Source organism: Pseudomonas sp. Y5-11, assembly GCF_022368695.1.
In the GTDB taxonomy this organism is placed as follows: Bacteria; Pseudomonadota; Gammaproteobacteria; order Pseudomonadales; family Pseudomonadaceae; genus Aquipseudomonas; species Aquipseudomonas parakoreensis.
The window spans coordinates 1,967,511-1,989,585 of record NZ_CP058974.1 but is presented as its reverse complement, the minus strand read 5'-3'; the positions used below and the strand labels follow the sequence as shown (position 1 = coordinate 1,989,585).

The following is a 22,075-nucleotide window of genomic DNA, read 5'->3' as shown; positions in this document are numbered from 1 at the left end:
CACGATTGGATGCCGGAAAACGGCTACCGAAACCATTTCGAAGCGGAGAAGGATGTGATGGATTTTGTTCATCACTACAACCATCGTCGTTGCCACTCTGCCTCGAACCACTTGCCGCCTGCGCTGTTTGAGCAACAAGCGGTCTAATGCTCCTAAGGAGTGGTTTAAAAAAACTGAACCACTACAGCCGCAGGTTGCGATCTTTTGACTTTACCCTGCCCATCGCCAACCTCACCTACGCTTAGGTAGGATGCCCCTCTATCCCTGCGAGGTTGTGCGACATGTTCATCGGCGTCTTGCTGGTCATTACCTGGCTGATCCTCTTGCTACGCTATCCGGCCAAGGCCGTGCCGGTGTCGGTCGCGGCCGCCGTAGGTCTGGGACTGGTCGCGGTCTGGGTGGTGTGGCTGGACAACCGCGAGCTCAAGCAACTGGCACGCCTTGAGATGCGCATTGTCTATGCGCCCGAACAATGCCCGGCGGATCGCCCGCTGCAACTGAAAATGAACAACGGCAACGACGTGCCGCTGACCGAACTGCGCTGGCGCATCGCAGCCTACGCGCCCGGGGACACGGTCAATCTGGCCGACAACCAATACTCCGCCCCACGCTATCGCGGCCCCGGCGAACTGCAGGCCGGCGGCGAATGGGTGGACTGCCTGCCGATGCCACCGCTGCGCCCCGGTTACCGTCCGCAAACCCTGGAGTTTCGCGCAGAGCGTTTGCAGGGCAGTTTCTCCGACTGATCCCCCTCCCCACCTTTTTGCACAAGGAATGCGCCATGCCCGTTGCGTTGATTACCGGTTGCTCCAGCGGCATTGGCCGCGCCCTCGCCGATGCATTCAAAGCCGCCGGCTACGAAGTCTGGGCCACTGCGCGCAAAACCGAAGATGTCGCGGCCCTCGCCGCTGCCGGATTCACCGCCATCGCGCTGGACGTCAATGACAGCCTGGCGCTGGAACAGCTCGCCGAACGCCTCAACCAGCAACACGGCGGCCTCGATGTGCTGATCAACAACGCCGGTTATGGCGCGATGGGGCCGCTGCTCGACGGCGGCGTGCCGGCCATGCAGCGCCAGTTCGAAACCAATGTGTTCTCGATTGTCGGCGTGACTCGTGCCCTGTTTCCGGTGCTGCGCCGTGCCAAGGGGCTGGTGGTGAACATCGGCAGTGTCTCAGGCGTGCTGGTGACGCCGTTCGCTGGCGCGTATTGCGCCTCGAAAGCGGCGGTGCATGCGTTGAGCGAAGCACTGCGTATGGAACTGGCGCCGTTCGGCATTCGCGTGATGGAGGTCCAGCCCGGGGCGATTCAGTCGAGCTTCGCCAAGAATGCCGGGCACGAAGCCGAGCAACTGATCAACGAGCAGTCGCCGTGGTTTCCCTTGCGTGAGGGAATCCGCGCACGGGCCAAGGCCTCGCAGGACAAGCCGACGCCAGCCAGTGAGTTTGCGGCTGAGTTGCTCAAGGCTGTGCAGCGGGACAAGCCGCCACGCTTGATTCGTATCGGTAATGGCAGCCGCGCGTTGCCGTTGCTGGCGACGTTGTTGCCCAAGGGGTTGCTGGAGTCGACGTTGATGCGGCGGTTCGGGTTGCGTGGGAAGCTCTGAGACCGGATTGACGCTTTCGCGAGCAANCCCAAGGGGTTGCTGGAGTCGACGTTGATGCGGCGGTTCGGGTTGCGTGGGAAGCTCTGAGACCGGATTGACGCTTTCGCGAGCAAGCTCGCTCCCACACTGGATCTGTGACACATCGAAGATCCCCTGTGGGAGCGAGCCTGCTCGCGAAGGGGCCAGATCAGCCAACACTCAGCCCCAGCCCTTCATGAAATCAATGAACGCCCGCACCTTCAACGGCAAATGCCGGGTATCCGGGTACAGCGCATACACCCCCTACCGGGCGAAGCGGTGATCGACCAGCAACCGCACCAATCGCCCCGCTTCCAGATCGTCCTGAATCAGCCACTGCTGCTCAGTTCGCTGTTGGGCGCATTGGGCGGCAATGATTTCCGCTTACTGCTTTCTCGCCGCCGCTCTGCTGAAGCTGTTGCCGATGGTCGCCGCGCTGCGTTTCGACGCCTCCACAGTGCTCGCCCTACTGAGCCCACCTTCCCTTCAGGAAAAACCCACATGATTGACTACAACGAATATTTTGATGAAGTGATCCAGGCCCACCTGGTCATCGAACGCTGGTTTGCCGTGGAGCAGGATTCGGCGGAACTGGCGCGTTTGCTGAGCCGGTTCTCCACGGATTTTTCCATGGTCACGCCGCTGGGTCGGGCGCTGGATATCGAAGCCTTGCGCGGGCTGTTTCAGTCAGCAGGCGGGAAGAAGCCCGGGTTCCGGATCGAGCTCAGTGAGCTGCGCGGGATTGCCCTGCATGCGCATGGCGCAACGCTGAGTTATCGCGAGCAGCAGAGCGATGCGAGCGGGTTGCACACTGATCGCCGGTCGACAGTGGTGTTTGAAAAGAGCGAGGACGGGCGGGTGTTGTGGCGGCATTTGCAGGAGACATTTTGCGCTGAATGATTACTCGGTATTGGTCTGAAAGACCGGGTTGTTCGCTTCGCGAGCAGGCTCGCTCCCACACTGGATCTGTGACACATCGAAGTTCCCCGGGGGGAGCGAGCCTGCTCGCGAATGGCAGCCACGCGGTCTGTCAGTTATCCACAGGCTCCTGCTTCACCACCACCGTGCAAGTAATCCCCGCCGCCAACAACACCCCCTCCGGCACGTCATCGATGTGAATGCGCACCGGTACCCGCTGTGCCAGGCGCACCCAGTTGAACGTCGGGTTCACGTCGGCGATCAGCTCGCGGCTTTCCGGGTTGTCGCGGTCGTAGATGCCGCGGGAAATGCTTTCCACGTGGCCCTTCAACACTTCGCCGCTCATCAGTTGCATGTCGGCTTTGTCACCCACGCGCACATGCGGCAGTTTGGTCTCTTCGAAGAAGCCGTAGACCCAGAACGAGTTCATGTCGACCACGGCCATTTTCGCTTCGCCAATGCGCGCGTAGTCGCCGCGATGCACGTTGAGGTTGGTTACGTAACCGTCCACTGCCGCGCGCACTTCAGTGCGTTTGAGGTTCAGTTCGGCGGCTTCCAGTTGCGCTTGTGCGTGTTGGTAATCGGCCAGCGCGGCGTCGGCGATGTTGCTGGCGTCGTCGCGGTTTTCCTTGGAGATCACCAGGTTGTCCAGGTCAGCGCGGCGATGTGCGTTGACTTTGCGCATCTCCCACGTCGACTTGCGCGAAGCCACCAGCGACTGCGCCTGCTTGACCGCGATGCGGTAGTGCTCCGGATCGATCTGCATCAGCAGATCGCCCTTCTTCACCAACTGGTTGTCGCGCACCGGCACATCGATGACTTCACCGGTGACGTCGGCCGCGACATTGATGATGTCGGCACGAACCCGGCCGTCACGGGTCCACGGCGTGTTCATGTAATGCACCCACAACGTGCGGCCGATCCACAGCGCCAGGGCCAGCACCAGCAAGGTGGCGAGCAGGCTGAAAAACTTTTTCATCAGAGCGTTCTCAACGGTAGACGGTCAGCGCCATGGCGCCGAACAGACAGGTAAACAGACTCAGGCGCAGCAGCGCCGGGTGCCAGAAAAAGCGGTACAGGTCGAACCCCGAGAGGAACCGGTCGAGCGCCCAGGCCAGCGCCGCAGCGACAAAGAACATCAGGGTCATGGTCGGCATGTACACGCCGTGGAAAGCGATTTCACGAGGCATGGGCAAGTCCTTCGGGCTTGGCGACGGCATAGGCGGCGAGCGGTGATTGCGGGTCGAGCAACGAGGTGCGGATGAAGTGCAGGTAGCTCTTTACCCGACGCAGCGCGGAAGTGTCGAAGTGCGGCGCGAACGGCTCGTCGGTCGCGGCGACCCGGCTGATCGCGTGATCGACCGCGACCAGTGCACGCTCCAGATTGCTCGGGTTCGGTTGCAGAAACAGCCGCACCAGCGCCCGGCCCATCACCCGAATGGCCTGGCGCCACGGCTGCGATTCGGTATACGCCGGGTGCACCGGTAGAATTGCCTGTTCCTTGCGCAACTCGATGATCGCGTGGCCGACTTCGAGCACCACGAACATCCAGCGCAGCAGGTTTTTTTGTACCTTCGGCTGGCCGGCAGCGAGGCCGTATGCCTGATGCAACAGATCGCGGGTGCGACTCTCGAAACTCGACGCCAACCCCTTGAGTTTGCCGCTGATGGCGTAGACCACCTGACCGCGCAGGTCCTGCTCCAGCCGCTTCCATAACCAGCGGCTGTTCGGCGGCAGAATGATTGCCCCCGCCGCCGCGCACACCAGCATGCCCATGACCATGGCGATGTAGTCGTTGATGAAGGTGTAAGGGTTGTAGACGGTCAGGTTGTCCGGCACGGAACCTGTGCTGAAGAAGATCAGCAACCCCAGGCCGACCCCGGCATATTGCGGCCGCGACGTGAGGAACGAACCGAGCACGATCACCGGCGCGAGCATCACGCACAACAGCGGAAAACCGTCGATCCACGGGAAGATGAAAAACATCTCGACGAAGCCGATCAGCGCCCCGAGGAACGTCCCGCAGGCCATCTGGAACGCCATGCGTTTCGGGTTCGGTGTGGCGGCGGACAAACCCACGGTGGCGGCGGCAATCAAGGTCATGGTCGCGCCACTCGGCCACGCGGTGGCCACCCAATAGCTGCCCAGCACAATCAGGATGAACGACGCGCGGATCCCCGAAGCCGCCGCGGCCCACCAGTTGGTTTGCGGGGTGAACGGCTCGTCCCAGCGCTCACGCTCGTGGCGGTGATCGGCCAGCGAGGCGTGGGTCTGTGCATAACTGTGCAGGTCGTCGACGAAGCGATAGAGCAATTCGTAGGCGGTGTGGAAGTCCAGTTGCTCGGCTTCACTCGGAGCGGTTTCCTGGAAAATGCCGCGCAAGGTTCGCACGCGTGTCGGCAGGCCTTCCTTGTAAGTCGCCAACGCCGTCGCCAGGCGTGCCGCGTCCGGGCTGGTCAAGGCACGGCCACTGAAGCCGTCGAGCACTTCGGCCAGGTCCTGCAGGCCCGGCTTGATCGCGGCCACCACATGTTCTTCGCCATTGCCGCGCAGGCGCTCGAGCAACTGATGCAGGGCGTTGAAGCGTGTGGTGATGCCCATGAACTCGCTGTTCAAACGACTGAGGCGACCGTTGCGCCGACGCATGTGCGGGTCTTCGAACACGGTCACGCTGCGCAGCCCTTCCAGGCCTACGGCTTCGGCGATGAAGCGCACGTTGCTCGCTTCGAACGACTCGGCCTTGCTGCGCCCGCGCAGGCCATCGGTGACGAACAGCGCGAACACACCGAAGCGCTGATACAGGGCGTTGCGCATGGCTGCGCTGGCGGTTTGCGGCAGGATCGCGGCGCTGATCACGGTCGAGCAGAGAATCCCCAACGAGATTTCCAGCACCCGCCACACGGCGGCCATGAACGCACCGTCCGGATGCGCCAGCGCCGGCAGTCCGACCATCGCCGCGGTGTAGCCAGCGAGGACAAAACCGTAGGCACGAAAATTACGGCAGCGCGCCGCACCCGCCGAACAAATGCCGACCCAGATTGCCAGCGAGCCCAGGAACAATTCGGTGTTCTGCGCGAACAGCGCGATCAGCGTGACCATCATCGCCGACCCGGCCAGAGTGCCGAGGAAGCGATAGAAACTCTTGGCGAACACCTGCCCGCTCTGCGGCTGCATGACGATGAACACGGTGATCATCGCCGTACGCGGTTGCGGCAACTCCAGGCGCATCGCCAGCCACAGCGTCAGGAACGCGGCGAGCAATACCTTGAAGATATACACCCAGGTCACGCCATCACTGCGCGCCCAGTCAAAGAAGCCACGGCGCCATTCCAGGGAGGAGAGCCAGCGTAGAGGTGCGGGCAAGGGAGTCATTAAATCTGCTCAATGATTGAGGACTGAAGAGTTATCTGTGGCAAACATCAATTTTTGTGGTGAACACAAACTCTGTGGTGAGGGGATTTATCCCCGATGGGTTGCGCAGCAGCCCCAAGAAAAGCCAATGCGGTGTGCCAAGCAGAACCGGTTTGCAGGTTTTGGGGCTGCTCCGCAGCCCATCGGGGATGAATCCCCTCGCCACAAAGGTTTTGTGTAGTGAGTTGTGTGTTCACCGCAGCAGAGTCGGGGTTTTCGGGGCTGCTGTTTGCTCGGCAGTCGGCACGTCATTACCCGCCCCGAGGCCGCCACCCAACGCCGTCACCAGCTCGGCATGCGCACTCAAGCGCGCCGCCTGCACTTGCTGCTGCACCTGCTGTTGCTTGAACAGCAAGGTCTGCGCATTGAGCACGTTGAGGTAATCGGTGAGGCCGCGCTGATAGGCAATCATCGCGATGTCGTAGGTCTTCTGCGCGGTGGCCACCGACTCGGCAGCGAAGGCTTGCTGCTTGTCCATCGACTCGCGGCGGATCAACTGGTCGGAGATGTTCTTCAGCGCATTGACCAGCGTCTGGTTGTAATGCGCCACAGCGATGTCATACCCGGCAGACGCTTCGCCCAGCTCACTGCGCAAACGCCCACCGTCGAAGATCGGCAAGGAGATTGCCGGGCCGACGTTGTAGTTGAGCTTCTTGCCGGTCAAAAACTCCAGCGCTCCGCCGCCGGTGGCCATGTAGCCGAGGCTGCCGACCAGATCGACGTTGGGATAAAACCCGGCGTGTGCCACGTCGATGCCGCGTGCCTGCGCTGCCACTTGCCAGCGACTGGCAACCACGTCCGGGCGTTGACCGAGCAACTCGGCGGGCAATGCCGACGGCAGTTTCAACGCAGCACCTAGGGCCAAAGTCGGTCGCTGCAGTTGCGCGCCGTCGCCCGGGCCCTTACCGGCCAGCGCGGCGATCTGGTTGCGGCTCAGGGCGATAGCTTCGTCGAGCGCATCCAGTTGCCGATGGGTTTCCGGCAACGGTGTTTCGGCCTGACTGACTTCGAAGTGCGTACCGATCCCGCCATCCAGACGCTTCTGCGCCAGATCCAGAATCTGCTGTTGCTGCTTGAGGGTCGCGGCGACGATATCGCGCTGGGCATAGTGCAGCGACAGCTCGATGTAGGCGCGCACGATATTGTTCTGCAATTCCAGCTGCGCCAGCCGCGCTTCGGCGGCGCTCATGTGCGCCAGATCCACCGCGCGTTCGCTGGCATTGCTTTCGCGGCCCCAGAGGTCGAGGGCGTAGCTGAAGCCCAGCGCGGCGTTGTTGTCCCAGGTGGTGGTGTTGGCCAGCTCGCCCGGGCCGTAGAACTGGTCGGTCGGCCAGTTGTGGCGCTTGAGCGTCGACTCGCCATTGATCTGTAACGACTCGGCCGCTTCGGCGACACCGGCCATGGCCTTGGCCTGACGCACCCGCGCCGCGGCCATGGCCATGCTCGGACTGCCCTGCACGGCGAGGTCGATCCAGCGATTGAGTTGCGGGTCGCCGTAGGCTTGCCACCATTGTGCGGTGGGCCAATTGGCGTCTTTGGCGGCGTGGGCAATCGCGTCGTCGGTGGCCAGGGTATTGGCCTCCAGTGCCTTGCCCTGCGGGGCAATTCCTCCGGTACCGATGCAGCCGCCAAGACCCAAAGTAAAAGCCAGAACACTGAGCGGCAAAAGCGCTCTGTTGATGCGACGCGGCACAGCTGCGAATTCCTGAAAGAGGATAAGGCGGGACGTGTTCCCTTCTGTAGGAGCTGCCGAAGGCTGCGATCTTTGATCCTGATTCCCTTAAAACAGAATCAAAAGATCGCAGCCTTCGGCAGCTCCTACAGGGAACGGCGCAATTCTAGGGAACGCCCTGTTCGGCGATAAGCTGGGATTCCTGTGAATCTTTGTTACCGTTAACGAGATAATCCCTTGGTCGGGGGTCTCAGCCCCTGAAACTTCGTGTCACAATTTGCCATCTCCCTTGAGAGCACCCCATGGACACATTGCAAAACATGCGCGCCTTCAGTTGTGTGGCCGAAGCTGGCAGCTTCACCGCCGCCGCCGTGCAACTCGACACCACCACGGCCAACGTCTCGCGCGCGGTCTCCAACCTGGAAGCCCACCTGCAAACCCGCCTGCTCAATCGCACGACCCGGCGCATCGCCCTGACCGAGGCCGGCAAGCGCTACCTGCTGCGTTGCGAACAGATCCTGGCCTATGTCGAAGAAGCCGAAGCCGAGGCCAGCGAAGCCCACGCGCGCCCCGCCGGGCAACTGAAAGTGCACACCATGACCGGCATCGGTCAGCACTTCGTGATCGACGCCATCGCCCGCTACCGCAAGACCCACCCGGACGTGACCTTCGACCTGACCATGGCCAACCGCGTGCCGGACCTGCTCGACGAGGGCTATGACGTGTCCATCGTGCTGGCCAGCGAACTGCCGGACTCGGGCTTCGTCTCGCAACGCCTGGGCATCACCTACAGCATCGTCTGCGCCTCCCCGGCCTACGTGAAAGCCAACGGCTGCGCGCAAAAACCCAGCGACCTGCTGAACCACGCCTGCCTGCGCCTCGTCAGCCCGGTGATCCCCCTGGAAAAATGGGCCTTCAACGGCCCCGACGGCCAGGAAATGGTCACCATCAACAGCTCGCCGTTCCTGGTGAACTCCGCCGACGCCATGAAAGCCGCGATCATCAGCGGCATGGGCGTCGGCGTCCTGCCGGTCTACGCCGCCATCGAAGGCCTGCGCAACGGCACGCTGGTGCGGATGATGCCCAACTACCGCTCGCAGGAACTCAACCTGTACGCGATCTACCCGTCGCGGCAATACCTGGATGCGAAGATCAAGACCTGGGTCGAGTATTTGCGCGGGTCACTGCCGGAGATATTGGCGGCGCACCAAGCGGAACTGGCGGCTTATGAGTTGAGTGGCAGCCTCGCCGGAGCCCGTGTCGCCAACTGACTTAAACAAACCGCCAAACCTGTAGGAGCTGCCGCAGGCTGCGATCTTTGCCTTTGATGTTTAACAATCAAAAGATCGCAGCCTACGGCAGCTCCTACAGAAGCGGTGATTTGACGGGAGTTTTCCGACAGGTTTTGACGGTTGTGGCTCGGAAGTGGGGTGGATAGGCTCAGGGGGTCGTTGACGAATCAACGACCGGACTTGGTCGTCCGGGTTTAGAATGGCGCACTTTTTAAGCTTGCTTAATGGCGAGCTGTGCGTGGGAGGGCCTTGGCCCTGCCGGGTTTCCATTCCCTGGTCGACCAACCTGCGTACGGTTCGCCACCCTATTGCTTGGTCGCAGTACGTGGCGAACTCCACATCCCGAATGGAGTTCCAGCATGATCAAACCCACACCCAACCCGCCCCCAGCGGAAAGCACCTCCCCCTACGAATCCCTCGATTCAAAAAAGCTCCACGATGCCGCCGAACGCGCCCTCGACCACTACCTGAAACCTTCCGCCGCCGCTGTAAGATTCCACAAACCCAGCAGCATGTTCCAGGTCGCCCCCGACATGGACAACGAAAGCCTGCTGGTTCACGCCTGCGAATCACTGGCCTCGGCGAGCATCATGACCAGCGACATTGCGGCCTACGTCGACAGCCCGCAGCGACAAACGATACTGGCGATCCAGCAAATCATCATGCTCGCCGAACTGGCGGTGAACCGGGTGCTGGATAACGTGGAAATCAGCCAATCTGCAGCACACAGCTGAGCCATTGTGGGAGCGGGCGAGTCAGTTAGAGGCTGGTCGGCTGTCAGGCCGCCATCGCTGGCAAGCCAGCTCCCACAAGGACTGAGTGGATTCAGTTAGATCCAGGTCGGCTGTCAGGCCGCCATCGCGAGCAAGCTCACTCCTACAGAAAAGCAAAGCAGTTCAGGCAGACCGCATGCTTTTCACCACTCAACAGGATGAGCGTTAGCTCGGCTGCAGCTCTTGATCTTGCCGTGCCGGCCCCTTCGGCAGGCTGAGTGGAGGGGTTGATCCGGGGGTGGGAGCGCAGCGACCGTTTGGCGCAGCCAAAGGCATCGAGAGGAGGTGCAGCGAAGCAAACCGGAGGCGATGCCCCCGGATAAACCCCGCAACGAAGGAACCCGAGCCTAAGCGAGGGCCGTACGCCGGGGCCCAGCGTTTTGGTTACTTTTGGGCGTCTGCAAAAGTGACTCGCCGTAAGGGCGAAACCGCCAGCCGCAACACCCGAAGCAACGGATAAACACCCAAAACCCCAGGAGCATGGTCGGCCCGGAGGCCGCCAAGACAAGCCAAACCCCACAAAGAAATGTTAGCGTGCTTGGTAATAAAGACAGCCGAGCCCAAGCCCAATGAAAAAAACAGTCCTGGCCTTCAGCCGCATCACCCCACCCATGATCGAACGCCTGCAACAGGAATTCGACGTCATCGTTCCCAACCCGAAGAACGGTGACATCAACGCCCAATTCAACGAAGCCCTGCCCCACGCCCACGGCCTGATCGGCGTCGGCCGCAAACTCGGCAAAGCCCAACTCGAAACCGCCACAAAACTCGAAGTGGTCTCCAGCGTCTCCGTCGGCTACGACAACTACGACCTCGACTACTTCAATGAACGCGGGATCATGCTCACCAACACCCCGGACGTGCTCACCGAAAGCACCGCCGACCTCGCCTTCGCCCTGATCATGAGCAGCGCCCGCCGCGTCGCCGAACTCGATGCCTGGACCAAGGCCGGGCAGTGGCAAGCCAGCGTCGGCGCGCCATTGTTCGGCTGCGACGTCCACGGCAAGACCCTGGGCATCGTCGGCATGGGCAACATCGGCGCTGCCATCGCCCGCCGTGGCCACTTCGGCTTCAACATGCCGATTATCTACAGCGGCAACAGCCGCAAGCCCGAACTGGAACAACAACTCGGCGCACACTTTCGCAGCCTCGACCAGTTGCTCGCCGAAGCCGATTTCGTCTGCCTGGTGGTGCCGCTCAGCGACAAGACCCGCCACCTGATCAGCCATCGCGAACTGGGCCTGATGAAGCCGGGCGCGATCCTGGTCAACATCTCCCGTGGTCCGGTGGTCGACGAGCCGGCGCTGATCGAGGCGCTGCAGAACAATCGCATCCGTGGCGCCGGTCTGGACGTCTACGAAAAAGAACCGCTGGCCGAGTCCCCGCTGTTCCAGTTGAAAAATGCTGTGACATTGCCGCACATCGGCTCGGCCACCGGAGAAACCCGCGAAGCCATGGCCAATCGCGCGCTGGCCAACCTGCGCAGCGCCTTGATGGGCGAGCGTCCACAGGATCTGGTAAACCCGCAGGTCTGGCGCGGTTAAACAAAATCGGGCAAGTGCCAAAAGACACTTGCCCGACACGTTATGCACGCCCACATACTTTGCAATTCAACCCGACACCAAAACAATAGACCCCGCTATAAACTCTCCCGACATATCGAACCCTCGACAAATGTTATGGAGAACACACTTGAACGCTCTGACCATGGATAAAATTATCCGCTACAGCAAAGTCATACTGATGAGTTACTTCAGTTTTTTTGGCTTGCTGATGATGTTCAGCAATTTCACCGACTACGGTTCAAACTACGAATATGTCGCGCACGTCCTGAGCATGGACACGACCGAACACAACCCCAACCTGCGCTACCGCGCCATCACCTCGCCAACGCTGCACCACCGTATCTACTGGCTGATCATTACCCTGGAAGTCACTTTCAGCGCATTTTGCATGTTGGGTGTCTATCAATTACTCAAGAACATCAACGGCTCCAGCGAGGAATTTCATGAAGCCAAGAAGTTTTCGATCATTGGCCTTTTAATAGCTGTTTTCATCTACTACGTATGTTTTCAAGTTGTCGGCGTCGAATGGTTCGACATGGACACTTCAAACATCTGGAACGCCAAGGATTGGGCCCGGCATATTGTCGACTTTATCTTGCCGCTGCTGATTTACATCGTGATAAAAGTCGAGCGCTGAACATCAGCGCTCGCACAGTGACAGGCTCAAGCCAACTTGCCCTGACGGGGCAAAGCCAGGGCACGAGGTTTGCGAAACACCAAGACGTTGCCAAGCATGACCAACACCAGGCCGAGCAGCGCCGGAGCCGTCCACTGGTAGCCTTCGGCAAACGCCGAAACGTTCAGCGCCACCACCGGGAACAACACTGTGCAATAGGCCGCGCGCTCCGGGCCCATGCGCCCGACCAGCGTCAGGTAGGCGGTGAAACCGATCACTGAACCCGGGATCACCAGATACAACAGCGCGCCGACGTAACGTGGCGACCAGTCCATGTCGAACGCAATACCTTTGACCAGGCACCACACTGACAACATCGCCGCCCCGTAGGCCATGCCCCAGGCATTGGTGGTCAGCGGTTTCAGACCGGCCTTCTGCTGCAGACTCGACAGCATGTTGCCCGCCGAGAAACACAACGTACCGCACAGGGCCAACGCCAGACCGAGCAAGGTCTGCGGACTGGCTTGATGGCCGGACAGTTCCGGCCAGAACAACATCCCCAGACCGAACAAACCGAGCGCGCCTCCCATCAGCACATTGCGCGCAATGCGCTGACCGAAGAACACCCGCGCATTGAGCGCGTTCCACAAGGTGGCGGTGGAAAACACCACCGCCACCAGACCGCTGGGAATCCACTGGCTGGCCGTCAGAAAGCACATGAAGTTGACACAGAACAGGCACAACCCCTGCGCCACGCAGATCAAATGACCACGGCGATTCATCGGTTGCAGGCGCCGACTGAGCAGCAACAGCACGAACAGCACCAGCGCGGCGAGGCCGAAGCGATAGACGATCGACACCGGAATCGCCACCACCCCCAATTGCCATTTCAGGGCAATCCAGGTGGTGCCCCAGATCAGCACAGTCAGCAGATACAGCGAAAGGTTCATGGCGAGACTCCTGAGGACACCGGACACTCTGTGGCGAGCGAGCTTGCTCGCGCCGGGCTGCGCAGCAGCCCCGTTCATGAGTGCTGCGCACTCGGCGGGAACAAGCTGCCTCGCCACAGGGTTGTGTTGTATGGAGATTCAGGGTGCGGCAGCAACGATCGGGGCGCTTGCAGATTCTTGCGCTTTTGTCGCCCGACAGGCTGGCAGCGCCAAGGCTACGGAGTAGGATGCAAGGCGTTGGAGAGAACCGCACATGGCCGCTATCGATACCCTGCAAGTCTTTCAAGCCCTCAACCGCTCGCCGAACGCACGCCTTGTGCACAGCGCCGAGCTCGGTGACGGCTTGTCTGCGGCTTTGTGGACCAACCATCATGATGCCCAGGAATACGAAGCGCCGAGCCACCACACGCTGTCCTGCTACATCGCCGGTGGCACCGGCACCTTTCGGCGCGGGCAACCGGGGCACAAGGGCGGGCCGGACAAGTTGTGCATCCTGCCCGCCGATCACCAATCCGGCTGGGTGATCAACGGTGACATTCGCCTCGCTCACCTGTATTTCAGTGCCGAGCAATTTGCGTTGGGCTGCGTCACCTTGCTCGATCGCGAGCCGCGAGAAATGCAGTTGCGCGAGCAGACTTTTCTCGAAGATCCGCAACAGGCACAGCGCTTTCGGCAATTGCTCACGCTGAACTGGGACGAGCCGGCCGAACGTTTGCTGACCAGCAGCCTCGCTCACGAATTGATCAGCCATACCCTGCTCAGCCAGGTCGGCGCCCGTCAGGGTGTGCGCCTCAAGGGCGGATTGGCGCCCCACCAGCGCCGGCAGCTGGTGGAGTTCATCGACAGTCAATTGGCCGAACCGATCAGCCTCGGGCAACTGGCCGGTCTGTGTGCGTTGTCGGAATACCACTTTGCGCGGATGTTTCGCGTGAGCTTCGGCTTGCCGCCGCATCAGTACGTGCTGGCGCGACGCATGAGCCGGGCGCGGGAGTTGTTACGCTGCACCGCGTTGCCGCTGGGAGAGATTGCGCTGGCGTGCGGGTTTGCCAGCGCCAGTCATTTCACCAACCGGTTTCGCCAAGTGTTGGGTGGGACACCGGGGGAATATCGGCAGGCGTTTTTGCGTTAGAGCCAGATCAAAAGATCGCAGCCTCCGGCAGCTCCTACAGTAGGAATGCGTTTCCCCTGTAGGAGCTGCCGCAGGCTGCGATCTTTTACTGTTTTCGGATCAGAACTCCAGCGTGCTGGAGAGCGAAATCTGCCGCGAATCACCCATCGACACAAAGAACCGGCTCGCCGCCGAGGTGTAGTACGTGCGGTCGAACAGGTTCTTCACATTGAGCTGGAACTTGACCTTCTGCCCTTCGAGTCGGGTGTCGTAAGTGGCGAATGCATCGGCCACGGTGTAGCTCGGCAGGTCGAAATCATTCACCGCGTTGCCCGCGCGCTCGCCGACATACCGCGCCCCGGCACCGACCCGCAGTTGGTCGCCACCGATCACGCTGCCGAAGTCATACACCGCTGACAATGAGCCGCTGTTTTTCGCCACGTTCTGCAGGCGATTGCCTTTGTAGTCCGGGTCTTCGGTGACCTCGGCATCGGTGTAGGCATAGGCGCCGATCAGGCTCCAGCGATCGCTCAACTGGCCGGTCAGGTCCAGTTCCAGACCACGGGAACGCACCTCGCCCGCGGCGCTGTAGATCGTGGTCGGGCCTTCGGCGTTGGCCACCAGCACGTTACGTTTCTTGATGTCGAACAGTGCAATGTTGCCGGTGATGCGCCCCGGCATATCCAGACGCGCCCCCAATTCCCACGACTTGGCTTCTTCCGGCGCAATACTGCCGTCGAGCACAGTGCTGCTGCCGCTGAGCGGGGCGATGGTCGAGTTGGGTTTGAACGATTCGGTGTAGCTGCCGTAGAACGACAACTCGTCGGTGTAGCGATACACCAGACCGGCGCGCGGCACGAACTTCTGCCCGTTGCTGTCGGTGTTGGCCTTGAACGGCACCCCCTTGCCGGCGTACTGGTCGTACTCCTGGAAGCGCCCGCCGGCGACCAGAATCCACTGATCATTGAGATGTATCGAGTCCTGCAGGAACACCGAATCGCTGCGCAGCAGATCGGTCTGCGCGCTGTCCGCCGGGCTGACCGTGGTGCCTTCGACTTCACGGCCATACACCGGATTGACGTAGCTGAAGGTGCTCAGGCTTTTCTGGCGGATCAGGTCGGCGCGATAGATTTTGCGGTACTCGTCGTCGACGCCGAACACCAGGTCATGTTGCATGCCCAGCAGGTTGACCTTGCCCTCAAGGCTGGCGGTGGTGAAGCGGTCGGTGCTGATCGCGCCTTGCGTGCCGTCCATGCTGCGGGTCAGCGTGCCTTTTTTGGTATCGATGGCGGTCACGCGCACCTGGCTGGCGTCGTAGGTTTCGCGGTTCCAGCTGTAGCCGAAGTGGGCTTTCCAGTCGTCGTTGAGTTCGTGATCGGCCTCGAAATGGTACAGATCCGAGCGGCCTTCCATGTCGTTGAACGGCTCGTCCAGACGCTCGTTGCGCGAGATGTCCAGCGGATGGTTGGTGCGCGGATCGATGACCGTGCCCCGGTCGAACGGGGTGAGAAACTCGCGGTGTTCATAGCCGAACGACAGCTGGGTACGCTCGCCGAACCAGGCCAGCGACGGCGCGATCAGCGTCTCGCGGTGGGTGCCGTAGTTGCGCCAGTAATCTTCGTCTTCATGGTCCAGCACCAACCGGTAGGCCAGCCCGGATTCACCCAGTGCCCCGGTGCTGTCGAAGGTGCCGCCGCTGCCATTCTTGCCGTCGCCGTAGCTCGAACCGCGCAGGGTCAGCGCGTTGTATTGGGTCAATTCCGGCTTTTTGCTGACCAGGTTGACCACCCCGCCCGGGTCCTGAATGCCGTAGAGCAACGAGGCCGGGCCCTTGAGCACTTCGACCCGATCGACCGTCGCGTTCATTCCGCGGCCCTGCACGATCGGCATGCCGTCGCGCATGATCGAGCCGTTGCGGTTGTCGCCAAAGCCGCGGGTCATCACCGAGTCCTGAGTGCTGCCCAAGGTGTTGCCCTGGGTGATGCCGCTGACGTTGGCCAGCGCATCGTCGAGATTGCGCGGGGTCTGATCGCGGATGACCTGGGCCGGAATCACGTTGACGGTCTGCGGAATCTCCTGCAGCGAAGCCGAGGAGCGCATCACCGAACTGGTCTGCGGCGGCTGGTAGCTCATCGACTCGTCGCGGGTCGAGGTGATGGTGGTGGCGCCGAGGTTAAGCGCACCGGCGGTGGGCTGCGGTTCCAGCGCCAGGGTGTGGCTGTCGGTGCGGCGGAAGGTCATGCCCGAACCGCTGAGCAGGCGTTGCAGCGCTTGTTCGGCGCTCATCTGGCCGCTGACGGCCGGGGCGTTGATGCCGTACGGTGCCTCATCGGTGTAGACCACGCTCTGCCCGGTGACGCGGCTGAAATCGCTCAGGGCCTGGGGCAGCGGTTTGGCGCTCAGGGAAAAATTGAACTGCTTCTGTGCGGGGCTGCTGACGGCTTCAGCGGCGAGTGCAACGCTCATCGGCAACAGCGCCAATGCGGAAAAACTCAATGCCGAAACGCCTAACCACTGTTTGACCGAACCCGATTTTGCCCTGGACTTCATTGCTCAATGACCTGTGTAGAACCGCAACGGATGCGAATGACTCGCAGTTTCAGTCACTACACGGATGGGGCTGTGGTTTACCTCACCACAATTTTGAAAATTTTTTTGGAGATCAAAAGATCGCAGCCTGCGGCAGCTCCTACAGGTTACGCGATCCCCTGTAGGAGCTGCCGCAGGCTGCGATCTTTTGACGTTGATTCAACGCAGAATAATCAGATGCCCCAACACCTGATGCTGCTCAAACCCCATCACCCCTTGCAGCGAACTCAATACAGCCTGCGGATCCTTGCTCGGAAAACTGCCGCTGACCTTGCGCGCAGCCAACTCATCGTTGAGCACAACAATCCGCCCTGGGTAATAGCGCCGCAAATCCTGCACCACATCGGCCAGCGACGCCTTGTAGTACGTCAGCCAGCCCTGCCGCCAGGCCAGTTGTGCTTCGCTGTCCACGGCGTGCAGTTTTTCTGCGCGGCCTTGTCCGTAAGCCACTTGCTGGCCGGCGGTCAGAATCTGCTGTTGCGCATTGCGATCCGCCGTCACGCCAACGCGCCCGGACAACACCGTGACCTGCGCGCCCTGCGGTTGCAGACGCACTTCGAACTGCGTACCGAGGACCCGCGCCTGGCCATTCTCGGCCTCGACCACAAAGGGATCACCGGTGTGCGTCACATTGAAAAAACCAGCGCCACGCCGCAACTGCACATGCCGCTCACCTCGACTGAAATCCACGGCAATAGCGCTGTCGGCGTCCAACGTGACTTGCGATTGGTCGGCCAGGGTCACCGTGCGGATTTCCCCCGGCGCCGAAACGTAATCGGCGCCCAGATCGTCGATCCAGCGCTGCGGCTGCCAGCCCGTGCCGAGGCTGAGCATCAGCAACAGACACGCGGCCATTGCCAGCGCGCCCGACCAGCGCAACAGCGGCGAGCGACGCGGACGCTCCATTGCGTTGAGGTAGCCCTGCAACGCAAACGCGTCCTCATCGGCCAGGGCGCGCGCCGGACTTTCGCTCAACTCCCACACGACTTGCGCCTGGGCGTAGGCCTCGGCGTGGGCCGGGTCGGCGCGCAGCCACTGGCTGAAGGTCAGTTGATCGCCAGTGCTCGGGCGGTCGTGCAACAGGCTCAGCCAGGCGAGTGCGGCCTGTTCCTGAGCGGGTGTAGGGATGATGCGGTCGGTGGCTTTCACGGTGCTTTCCCTGGCAGGCGTGGTGCGGGTTCGCGCAGGCTGGCCTTGCAGGCCTCGAGGGCGCGCATCATATGTTTTTCCACGGCACTTTGAGACAGGCCCATCGCCTTGGCGATGTCTGCGTACTTGCGACCGTGAATGCGATTGAGCAAAAAAATCTGCCGGGTGCGCTCGGGCAAGGCGCGCAACGCCGCTTCGACATGGCGCAGGTCATTGCCCGCTTCGAGCGCGGCTTGCGGTTCGCTGCCGTGGCTGTCCGGCGCATCCGGTTGCCAGCCCTCGTTGACCCGCACCCGCGTGCCTTCGCTGCGCAAATGATCGATGGCGATGTTGCCGGCGCAACGCAACAGGTAGGTGCTGAGCTCTTCGACCTGCACCAGCGGCCTGCGCCAGAACCGCAGGAACAGGTCCTGCACCAGATCCGCTGCCGTGGCCCGGCAACCGACGCGCCGGTTGACCAGCGCTTCCATTTGCGAGCGCTGCGAGAGGAACACCTGAAGAAAATGCGCACGCGCGCCATGGGGCTCGTCGTCGCGGGATTCCGGCGGATGACCGATCAGCATTTCAGCACCGCGCCCAGGCGGCGACCGGACTGGCGAGCAGGCTCAACCCGGCCAGTGCGAGTGCCAGACGTGGCCGATAGGGCAGCAACAACACCAACGCCAAGGCGCTGAGCATGAGCACCGCGAACCAGTCGACCAGACCGAAACCCCAGCCGTTTGCCCCGACAGCTGACCAGAGCGATAACCCGAGCAACAGCCACCCGGCGAGTTTCAGAACCCGTGCACGTCGGGCCGAGGGTTTGTTGCCGAGCAGCTCATCGTGATGCCGAGGCATCGACAGACACAATGCGCTGAACCCGGCATAGCACAGCAACAACGCCAGCAACATCAGCTCACCTCCTGCTCAAGCGTGATCGGCCGCGGCTTTTCGCGGGGAGTTTTTTTCACGCTGACGGCGCTGCCGGCACGCTGCATTTTCCAGGCGGCCCAACCAAGGAACAGGCCTGCGCCCAGGCACGTCAGATCGAAACCCGCCAGCGTCCAGTCGCCTTGCGCCAGCGTTACGCCGAGACTCCATGGCGTGGCCAGATTGATCAATGGCACCGCGATAAACAGCACGGCAGCCAGCCCCAGCTGTTCGACCCAGGCCGTTCGCCCCTTGCGCAGCAGCGCATGCACCACGCTCAAGGCCCAGGCGATAAAAAACGCATTCACTTCTTGATCGGCGCGCCCGGCCAGGTCCGCCGGCAACAGGCGATTGGCCATAAAGAACACCGCCACCGCCACCACCAGCCCGGCCATGCTGGCGATGTTCAGCACCTCCACCACGCGCAATTCGAATGGGAGCACACCGCTTTTGGCATGTTTGAGCTGGCGCTTGCCGAGCCAGATCACCAGCCCGGTGCCGATCATCGCGGTACTCGCCAGACCGCAGATGAAGTACAGCCAACGCAGGATCGGGCCGGCGAAATGACCGATGTGTAAACCGTAGAAACCACTGGCGATCGTCATCGGCAGCGGCTTGTCGGGCGTGGCGCCGAGCATCTGCCCGGTGACGCCGTTGAAGGTCAGGTTGCTGCCGTACTCATAGGCGATCCGGTCGGAACTCGCGCGCGACAGTTGCACCGTGGCATTGGCGTCGCCGGGGTTGATGACGCTGACCCGCGCCGTATGCCCCCCCGCCCACTGCTCGCTCGCCCGTACCAATAAGGGTGCCAGCGGTAGCAGCGAACTCGCTTGAGCGGCGCGTTGCGGAGTTGGCGTTTCGGGAAACATCTCTTGGTAAAACGCTTTGCGATCAGTGCCGTAGGACGCCAGAATGCTGGCCGGCATGACCATCGCCATGAAAATCACCAGGCTGCTGTAAGTGATCATCAGATGAAACGGCAGCACCAGCACGCCGACCGCATTATGCCCGTCGAGCCATGAACGCTGGCCTTTGCGCGGGCGAAAGGTGAAGAAGTCTTTGAAGATTTTCTTGTGGGTGATGATGCCGGTGATCAGCGCAATGAACATTACCATCGCGGCCGTCGTCGCCAGCCAGCGGCCCCACGGATACGGCATTTGCAGCTGGAAATGGAAGCGGTAGAAGAACTCGCCGCCCCGGCTGTCCCGGGCCTTTATTTCTGCACCGGTCTGCGCATCGAGCGTTTTTTGCGTGAAACCTCCGCGCTTGCCGGCTTCGACCGGTGTGTTTTGCCAACGCACAGTCAACGCAGGATCACGGGCATTCGGCAAATCAATCAACCAACGCGAAGCAGCCGGCGCGTGCTGCTGCAGATAGCCTTGCGCCAGGCTCAGGCTGTTCGCTGAATCGATGGCGTGCACGGGAATTTCCGGCTGCATCCAGTGGCTGATTTCAGCCTTGAAATAGGCCAGCGTTCCGGTCAGGAAAATCGCAAACAGCAGCCAGCCAAACACCAGTCCCGTCCAGGTATGCAGCCAGGCCATCGACTGACGAAAGCCCTCTTTCATGCGTAGCCCAAGCCCCGCGCGGCGCCGGATACCGTCGCCAGAATCACGCTGGGCACCAGCAGACCGACCCACGCCGACCACGCCGTGCGACAGGCGAAGCACCAGAGCACCGCGACCAGATAAACCAGAAAGGAAATGGTCATGCCGGTCACCACCGCTTCGGCACGACTCAACGGTAGCCACAGCGTCAGGGCGACACTGGCCAGCGCCGCAACCAGATAGCCGCCGAACACCGCCGCCAGCACCCGCGAGGTGATGGCCAGACGATAGGACATGGGAAGTGAGGCGAGTTTGCCTTTCATGTTTCGACCCTGAAACGAAAAAACGTCCAGCCGATAAAGCCGAACCAACAGGCGAGCAATATTAATGATAAATATTCTCATACGCAAAAGCATCTGATTGCCGGGCAGCGCTACACACCCCTACAATGCGAACAGTTCTTGTTCTCTAACGCATCGATCATGCGCCCGGAGTGATACCCTTGTCGTCCGCCCATCCCGTCGAATCGCTCTACCTTGACCACCACAGCTGGCTCACCGGCTGGTTGCGGCGCAGACTCGGCTGCCCGGACAGTGCGGCGGATCTGGCCCAGGACACCTTCATCCGCGTGCTCAGCGCTCGTGAACAACCGGTGATCATCGAGCCGCGCGCCTTCCTGACCACCCTCGCCAAACGCGTGCTGTTCAATCATTACCGTCGCCAGGACCTGGAACGCGCCTATCTCGAGACCCTGGCGCAGATGCCGGAAATGCTTGCGCCATCGGAAGAAGACAAAGCGATCATCCTGCAAACCCTGATCGAACTGGATCAGTTGCTCGACGGCTTGCCGCGCCTGGTCAAACGCGCCTTTCTGCTGGCGCAGGTTGATGGCCTGACCTATCCGCAAATCGCCGCCGAACTGGGCATCTCCGTAGCCACAGTCAAACGTCATCTGCACAAAGCCGCCCTGCGCTGCTATTTCGCCCTATGAACCGCAACCCGGATTTCTCTGCGCAAGTGGCCGAGCAGGCCGTGCACTGGTTGATGGAAATGCAGCAAGGGTCGCTCTCCCCGCGCCAGCAACACGCCTGGCAGCAATGGCTGGACGCCCACAGCGAACACCGTCGGGCGTGGGAGCACATGCAGCGGGTCAACCAGCGCTTGCGCGGTGTTTCTTCGCCATTGGCCCATGCCGCGTTGAACGGGCCGAAGTCCTCCAGCCGCCGTCAGGCGCTCAAATTGCTGCTGCTTCTCGGTGCCGGTTCCGCCGTCACCTGGGGCATGCGCGAGCACAATCCGCTGCCGACACTGCTCGCCGATTACCGCAGCCCGCTGGGTCAGCGCCGCAAGGTGACGCTGGGTGCGGGCAGCCAGTTGCAGCTCAACACCGCCAGTGCAGCGGACGTGGACAGCACGCAACGACTGATCCGTCTGCTGGAAGGCGAGATCCTCCTGAGCACCGCCCAAGCGTTCGAAGTGCGCACGGTACAAGGGCTGTTGAAAACCGCTGCTGCCCGGCTCAACGTCCGGCAATTTGCCGATCGCACGCAGGTGGCGCTATTCGAAGGCCAGGTTGAATTGACCCGCCCCGGGCACGAGCCGGTGTGGCTGCCCATCGCCCGTCAACTGAGTTTCAGCGCCACCTCGATCAGCGAAGCCAGACCACTGGACGCCAACAGCGGCGCCTGGGCCGACGGCATGTTGATCGCCGCGCACATGCGCCTGGGCGACTTCCTTGAAGAGCTCGGGCGCTACCGGCGCGGCCAGTTGCATTGCGATGCAAAAGTGGCCGATCTGCTGATCTCCGGGACTTATCCACTGGACGACAGCGAGCGGATTCTGGATCTGCTGCAAGTCAGTCTGCCGGTGAACGTGCGGCGGTTTACCCGCTATTGGGTCAGCGTCGAAGCGCGGGCTTAGAGGCAAAATCCAAAGATCGCAGCCTGCGGCAG

At 61.6% G+C, this 22,075-nt stretch carries 21 protein-coding genes and 1 pseudogene; 10 read left to right on the top strand and 12 right to left on the bottom strand.

Annotated features, from left to right (window positions below; genetic code table 11):
* Window positions 1–281: 281 nt before the first annotated feature.
* Both HXW87_RS08750 and HXW87_RS08745 read left to right on the top strand, forming a co-directional pair.
* The gene (locus HXW87_RS08750; RefSeq protein ID WP_182404108.1) at window positions 282–746 is read left to right on the top strand and encodes a multidrug transporter; all 465 of its coding nucleotides are present in this window, start codon (window positions 282–284) and stop codon (window positions 744–746) included.
* 35 nt (window positions 747–781) lie between these two features.
* Window positions 782–1,606: an SDR family oxidoreductase gene (locus HXW87_RS08745; protein ID WP_182404109.1), complete on the top strand. Its 825-nt coding sequence runs from the start codon at window positions 782–784 to the stop codon at window positions 1,604–1,606.
* 198 nt (window positions 1,607–1,804) lie between these two features.
* Here HXW87_RS08745 and HXW87_RS08740 read toward each other — a convergent pair.
* Window positions 1,805–1,963, bottom strand: a pseudogene (locus HXW87_RS08740) (LysR substrate-binding domain-containing protein); the annotation flags it as partial.
* Between the two features lie 162 nt (window positions 1,964–2,125).
* Between HXW87_RS08740 and HXW87_RS08735 the strand changes: the two are divergent.
* Window positions 2,126–2,524 (top strand): DUF4440 domain-containing protein, encoded by a 399-nt coding sequence (locus HXW87_RS08735; protein WP_239779142.1) that lies wholly within the window; start codon window positions 2,126–2,128, stop codon window positions 2,522–2,524.
* Between the two features lie 130 nt (window positions 2,525–2,654).
* Here HXW87_RS08735 and HXW87_RS08730 read toward each other — a convergent pair whose 3' ends face one another.
* The 4 genes from HXW87_RS08730 to HXW87_RS08715 all read right to left on the bottom strand — a co-directional run bounded on the left by HXW87_RS08730 (window position 2,655) and on the right by HXW87_RS08715 (window position 7,646).
* Complete coding sequence (locus HXW87_RS08730; protein WP_239778772.1) at window positions 2,655–3,521, bottom strand: HlyD family secretion protein; 867 nt, start codon at window positions 3,519–3,521, stop codon at window positions 2,655–2,657.
* A 10-nt stretch (window positions 3,522–3,531) separates the two neighbouring features.
* Complete coding sequence (locus tag HXW87_RS08725; protein WP_003221811.1) at window positions 3,532–3,732, bottom strand: DUF1656 domain-containing protein; 201 nt, start codon at window positions 3,730–3,732, stop codon at window positions 3,532–3,534.
* Complete coding sequence (locus HXW87_RS08720; protein WP_239778771.1) at window positions 3,722–5,914, bottom strand: FUSC family protein; 2,193 nt, start codon at window positions 5,912–5,914, stop codon at window positions 3,722–3,724. Before HXW87_RS08720 ends, HXW87_RS08725 begins: the two co-directional genes overlap by 11 nt.
* A gap of 232 nt (window positions 5,915–6,146) precedes the next feature.
* The gene (locus HXW87_RS08715) at window positions 6,147–7,646 is read right to left on the bottom strand and encodes an efflux transporter outer membrane subunit (RefSeq protein ID WP_239778770.1); all 1,500 of its coding nucleotides are present in this window, start codon (window positions 7,644–7,646) and stop codon (window positions 6,147–6,149) included.
* A 281-nt stretch (window positions 7,647–7,927) separates the two neighbouring features.
* On the opposite strand from HXW87_RS08715, the gene HXW87_RS08710 reads away from it, so the two are divergent.
* The 4 genes from HXW87_RS08710 (at window position 7,928) to HXW87_RS08695 (ending at window position 11,892) form a co-directional block, all read left to right on the top strand.
* A complete protein-coding gene (locus HXW87_RS08710; RefSeq protein WP_025112118.1) occupies window positions 7,928–8,896 on the top strand; it encodes a LysR family transcriptional regulator in 969 nt (322 codons plus the stop codon).
* A 380-nt stretch (window positions 8,897–9,276) separates the two neighbouring features.
* Window positions 9,277–9,651, top strand: coding sequence for a DUF6124 family protein (locus HXW87_RS08705; RefSeq protein WP_047292646.1), 375 nt, complete (start codon window positions 9,277–9,279; stop codon window positions 9,649–9,651).
* A 608-nt stretch (window positions 9,652–10,259) separates the two neighbouring features.
* A complete protein-coding gene (locus HXW87_RS08700; RefSeq protein WP_239778769.1) occupies window positions 10,260–11,234 on the top strand; it encodes a D-glycerate dehydrogenase in 975 nt (324 codons plus the stop codon).
* A 148-nt stretch (window positions 11,235–11,382) separates the two neighbouring features.
* Entirely contained in the window at window positions 11,383–11,892 is a 510-nt protein-coding gene (locus HXW87_RS08695) for a DUF2165 domain-containing protein (RefSeq protein ID WP_131671477.1), read from the top strand.
* Between the two features lie 26 nt (window positions 11,893–11,918).
* Here HXW87_RS08695 and HXW87_RS08690 read toward each other — a convergent pair whose 3' ends face one another.
* Window positions 11,919–12,821, bottom strand: a complete 903-nt coding sequence (locus tag HXW87_RS08690) for a DMT family transporter (RefSeq protein WP_047291834.1) — start codon at window positions 12,819–12,821, stop codon at window positions 11,919–11,921.
* A gap of 253 nt (window positions 12,822–13,074) precedes the next feature.
* On the opposite strand from HXW87_RS08690, the gene HXW87_RS08685 reads away from it, so the two are divergent.
* Entirely contained in the window at window positions 13,075–13,950 is an 876-nt protein-coding gene (locus HXW87_RS08685) for an AraC family transcriptional regulator (RefSeq protein ID WP_239778768.1), read from the top strand.
* Window positions 13,951–14,049: 99 nt separating this feature from the next.
* Here HXW87_RS08685 and HXW87_RS08680 read toward each other — a convergent pair whose 3' ends face one another.
* From HXW87_RS08680 to HXW87_RS08655, 6 genes are all read right to left on the bottom strand, one after another.
* Entirely contained in the window at window positions 14,050–16,479 is a 2,430-nt protein-coding gene (locus HXW87_RS08680) for a TonB-dependent receptor (RefSeq protein ID WP_239778767.1), read from the bottom strand.
* A 198-nt stretch (window positions 16,480–16,677) separates the two neighbouring features.
* The gene (locus tag HXW87_RS08675; RefSeq protein ID WP_131671475.1) at window positions 16,678–17,667 is read right to left on the bottom strand and encodes a FecR family protein; all 990 of its coding nucleotides are present in this window, start codon (window positions 17,665–17,667) and stop codon (window positions 16,678–16,680) included.
* Window positions 17,664–18,230: an RNA polymerase sigma factor gene (locus HXW87_RS08670; RefSeq protein WP_003221797.1), complete on the bottom strand. Its 567-nt coding sequence runs from the start codon at window positions 18,228–18,230 to the stop codon at window positions 17,664–17,666. The genes HXW87_RS08675 and HXW87_RS08670 overlap by 4 nt, the downstream gene beginning before the upstream one ends.
* 1 nt (window position 18,231) lies before the next feature.
* Entirely contained in the window at window positions 18,232–18,558 is a 327-nt protein-coding gene (locus tag HXW87_RS08665) for a DUF3325 domain-containing protein (protein WP_047291824.1), read from the bottom strand.
* The gene (locus tag HXW87_RS08660) at window positions 18,558–20,144 is read right to left on the bottom strand and encodes a PepSY-associated TM helix domain-containing protein (protein WP_239778766.1); all 1,587 of its coding nucleotides are present in this window, start codon (window positions 20,142–20,144) and stop codon (window positions 18,558–18,560) included. Before HXW87_RS08660 ends, HXW87_RS08665 begins: the two co-directional genes overlap by 1 nt.
* A complete protein-coding gene (locus HXW87_RS08655) occupies window positions 20,141–20,446 on the bottom strand; it encodes a DUF3649 domain-containing protein (protein ID WP_041073980.1) in 306 nt (101 codons plus the stop codon). Before HXW87_RS08655 ends, HXW87_RS08660 begins: the two co-directional genes overlap by 4 nt.
* A 179-nt stretch (window positions 20,447–20,625) precedes the next feature.
* Here HXW87_RS08655 and HXW87_RS08650 point away from each other — a divergent pair, with 179 nt between their 5' ends.
* The gene (locus HXW87_RS08650) at window positions 20,626–21,114 is read left to right on the top strand and encodes a sigma-70 family RNA polymerase sigma factor (protein ID WP_108589887.1); all 489 of its coding nucleotides are present in this window, start codon (window positions 20,626–20,628) and stop codon (window positions 21,112–21,114) included.
* Entirely contained in the window at window positions 21,111–22,043 is a 933-nt protein-coding gene (locus HXW87_RS08645; protein WP_239778765.1) for a DUF4880 domain-containing protein, read from the top strand. Before HXW87_RS08650 ends, HXW87_RS08645 begins: the two co-directional genes overlap by 4 nt.
* Window positions 22,044–22,075 lie beyond the last annotated feature (32 nt).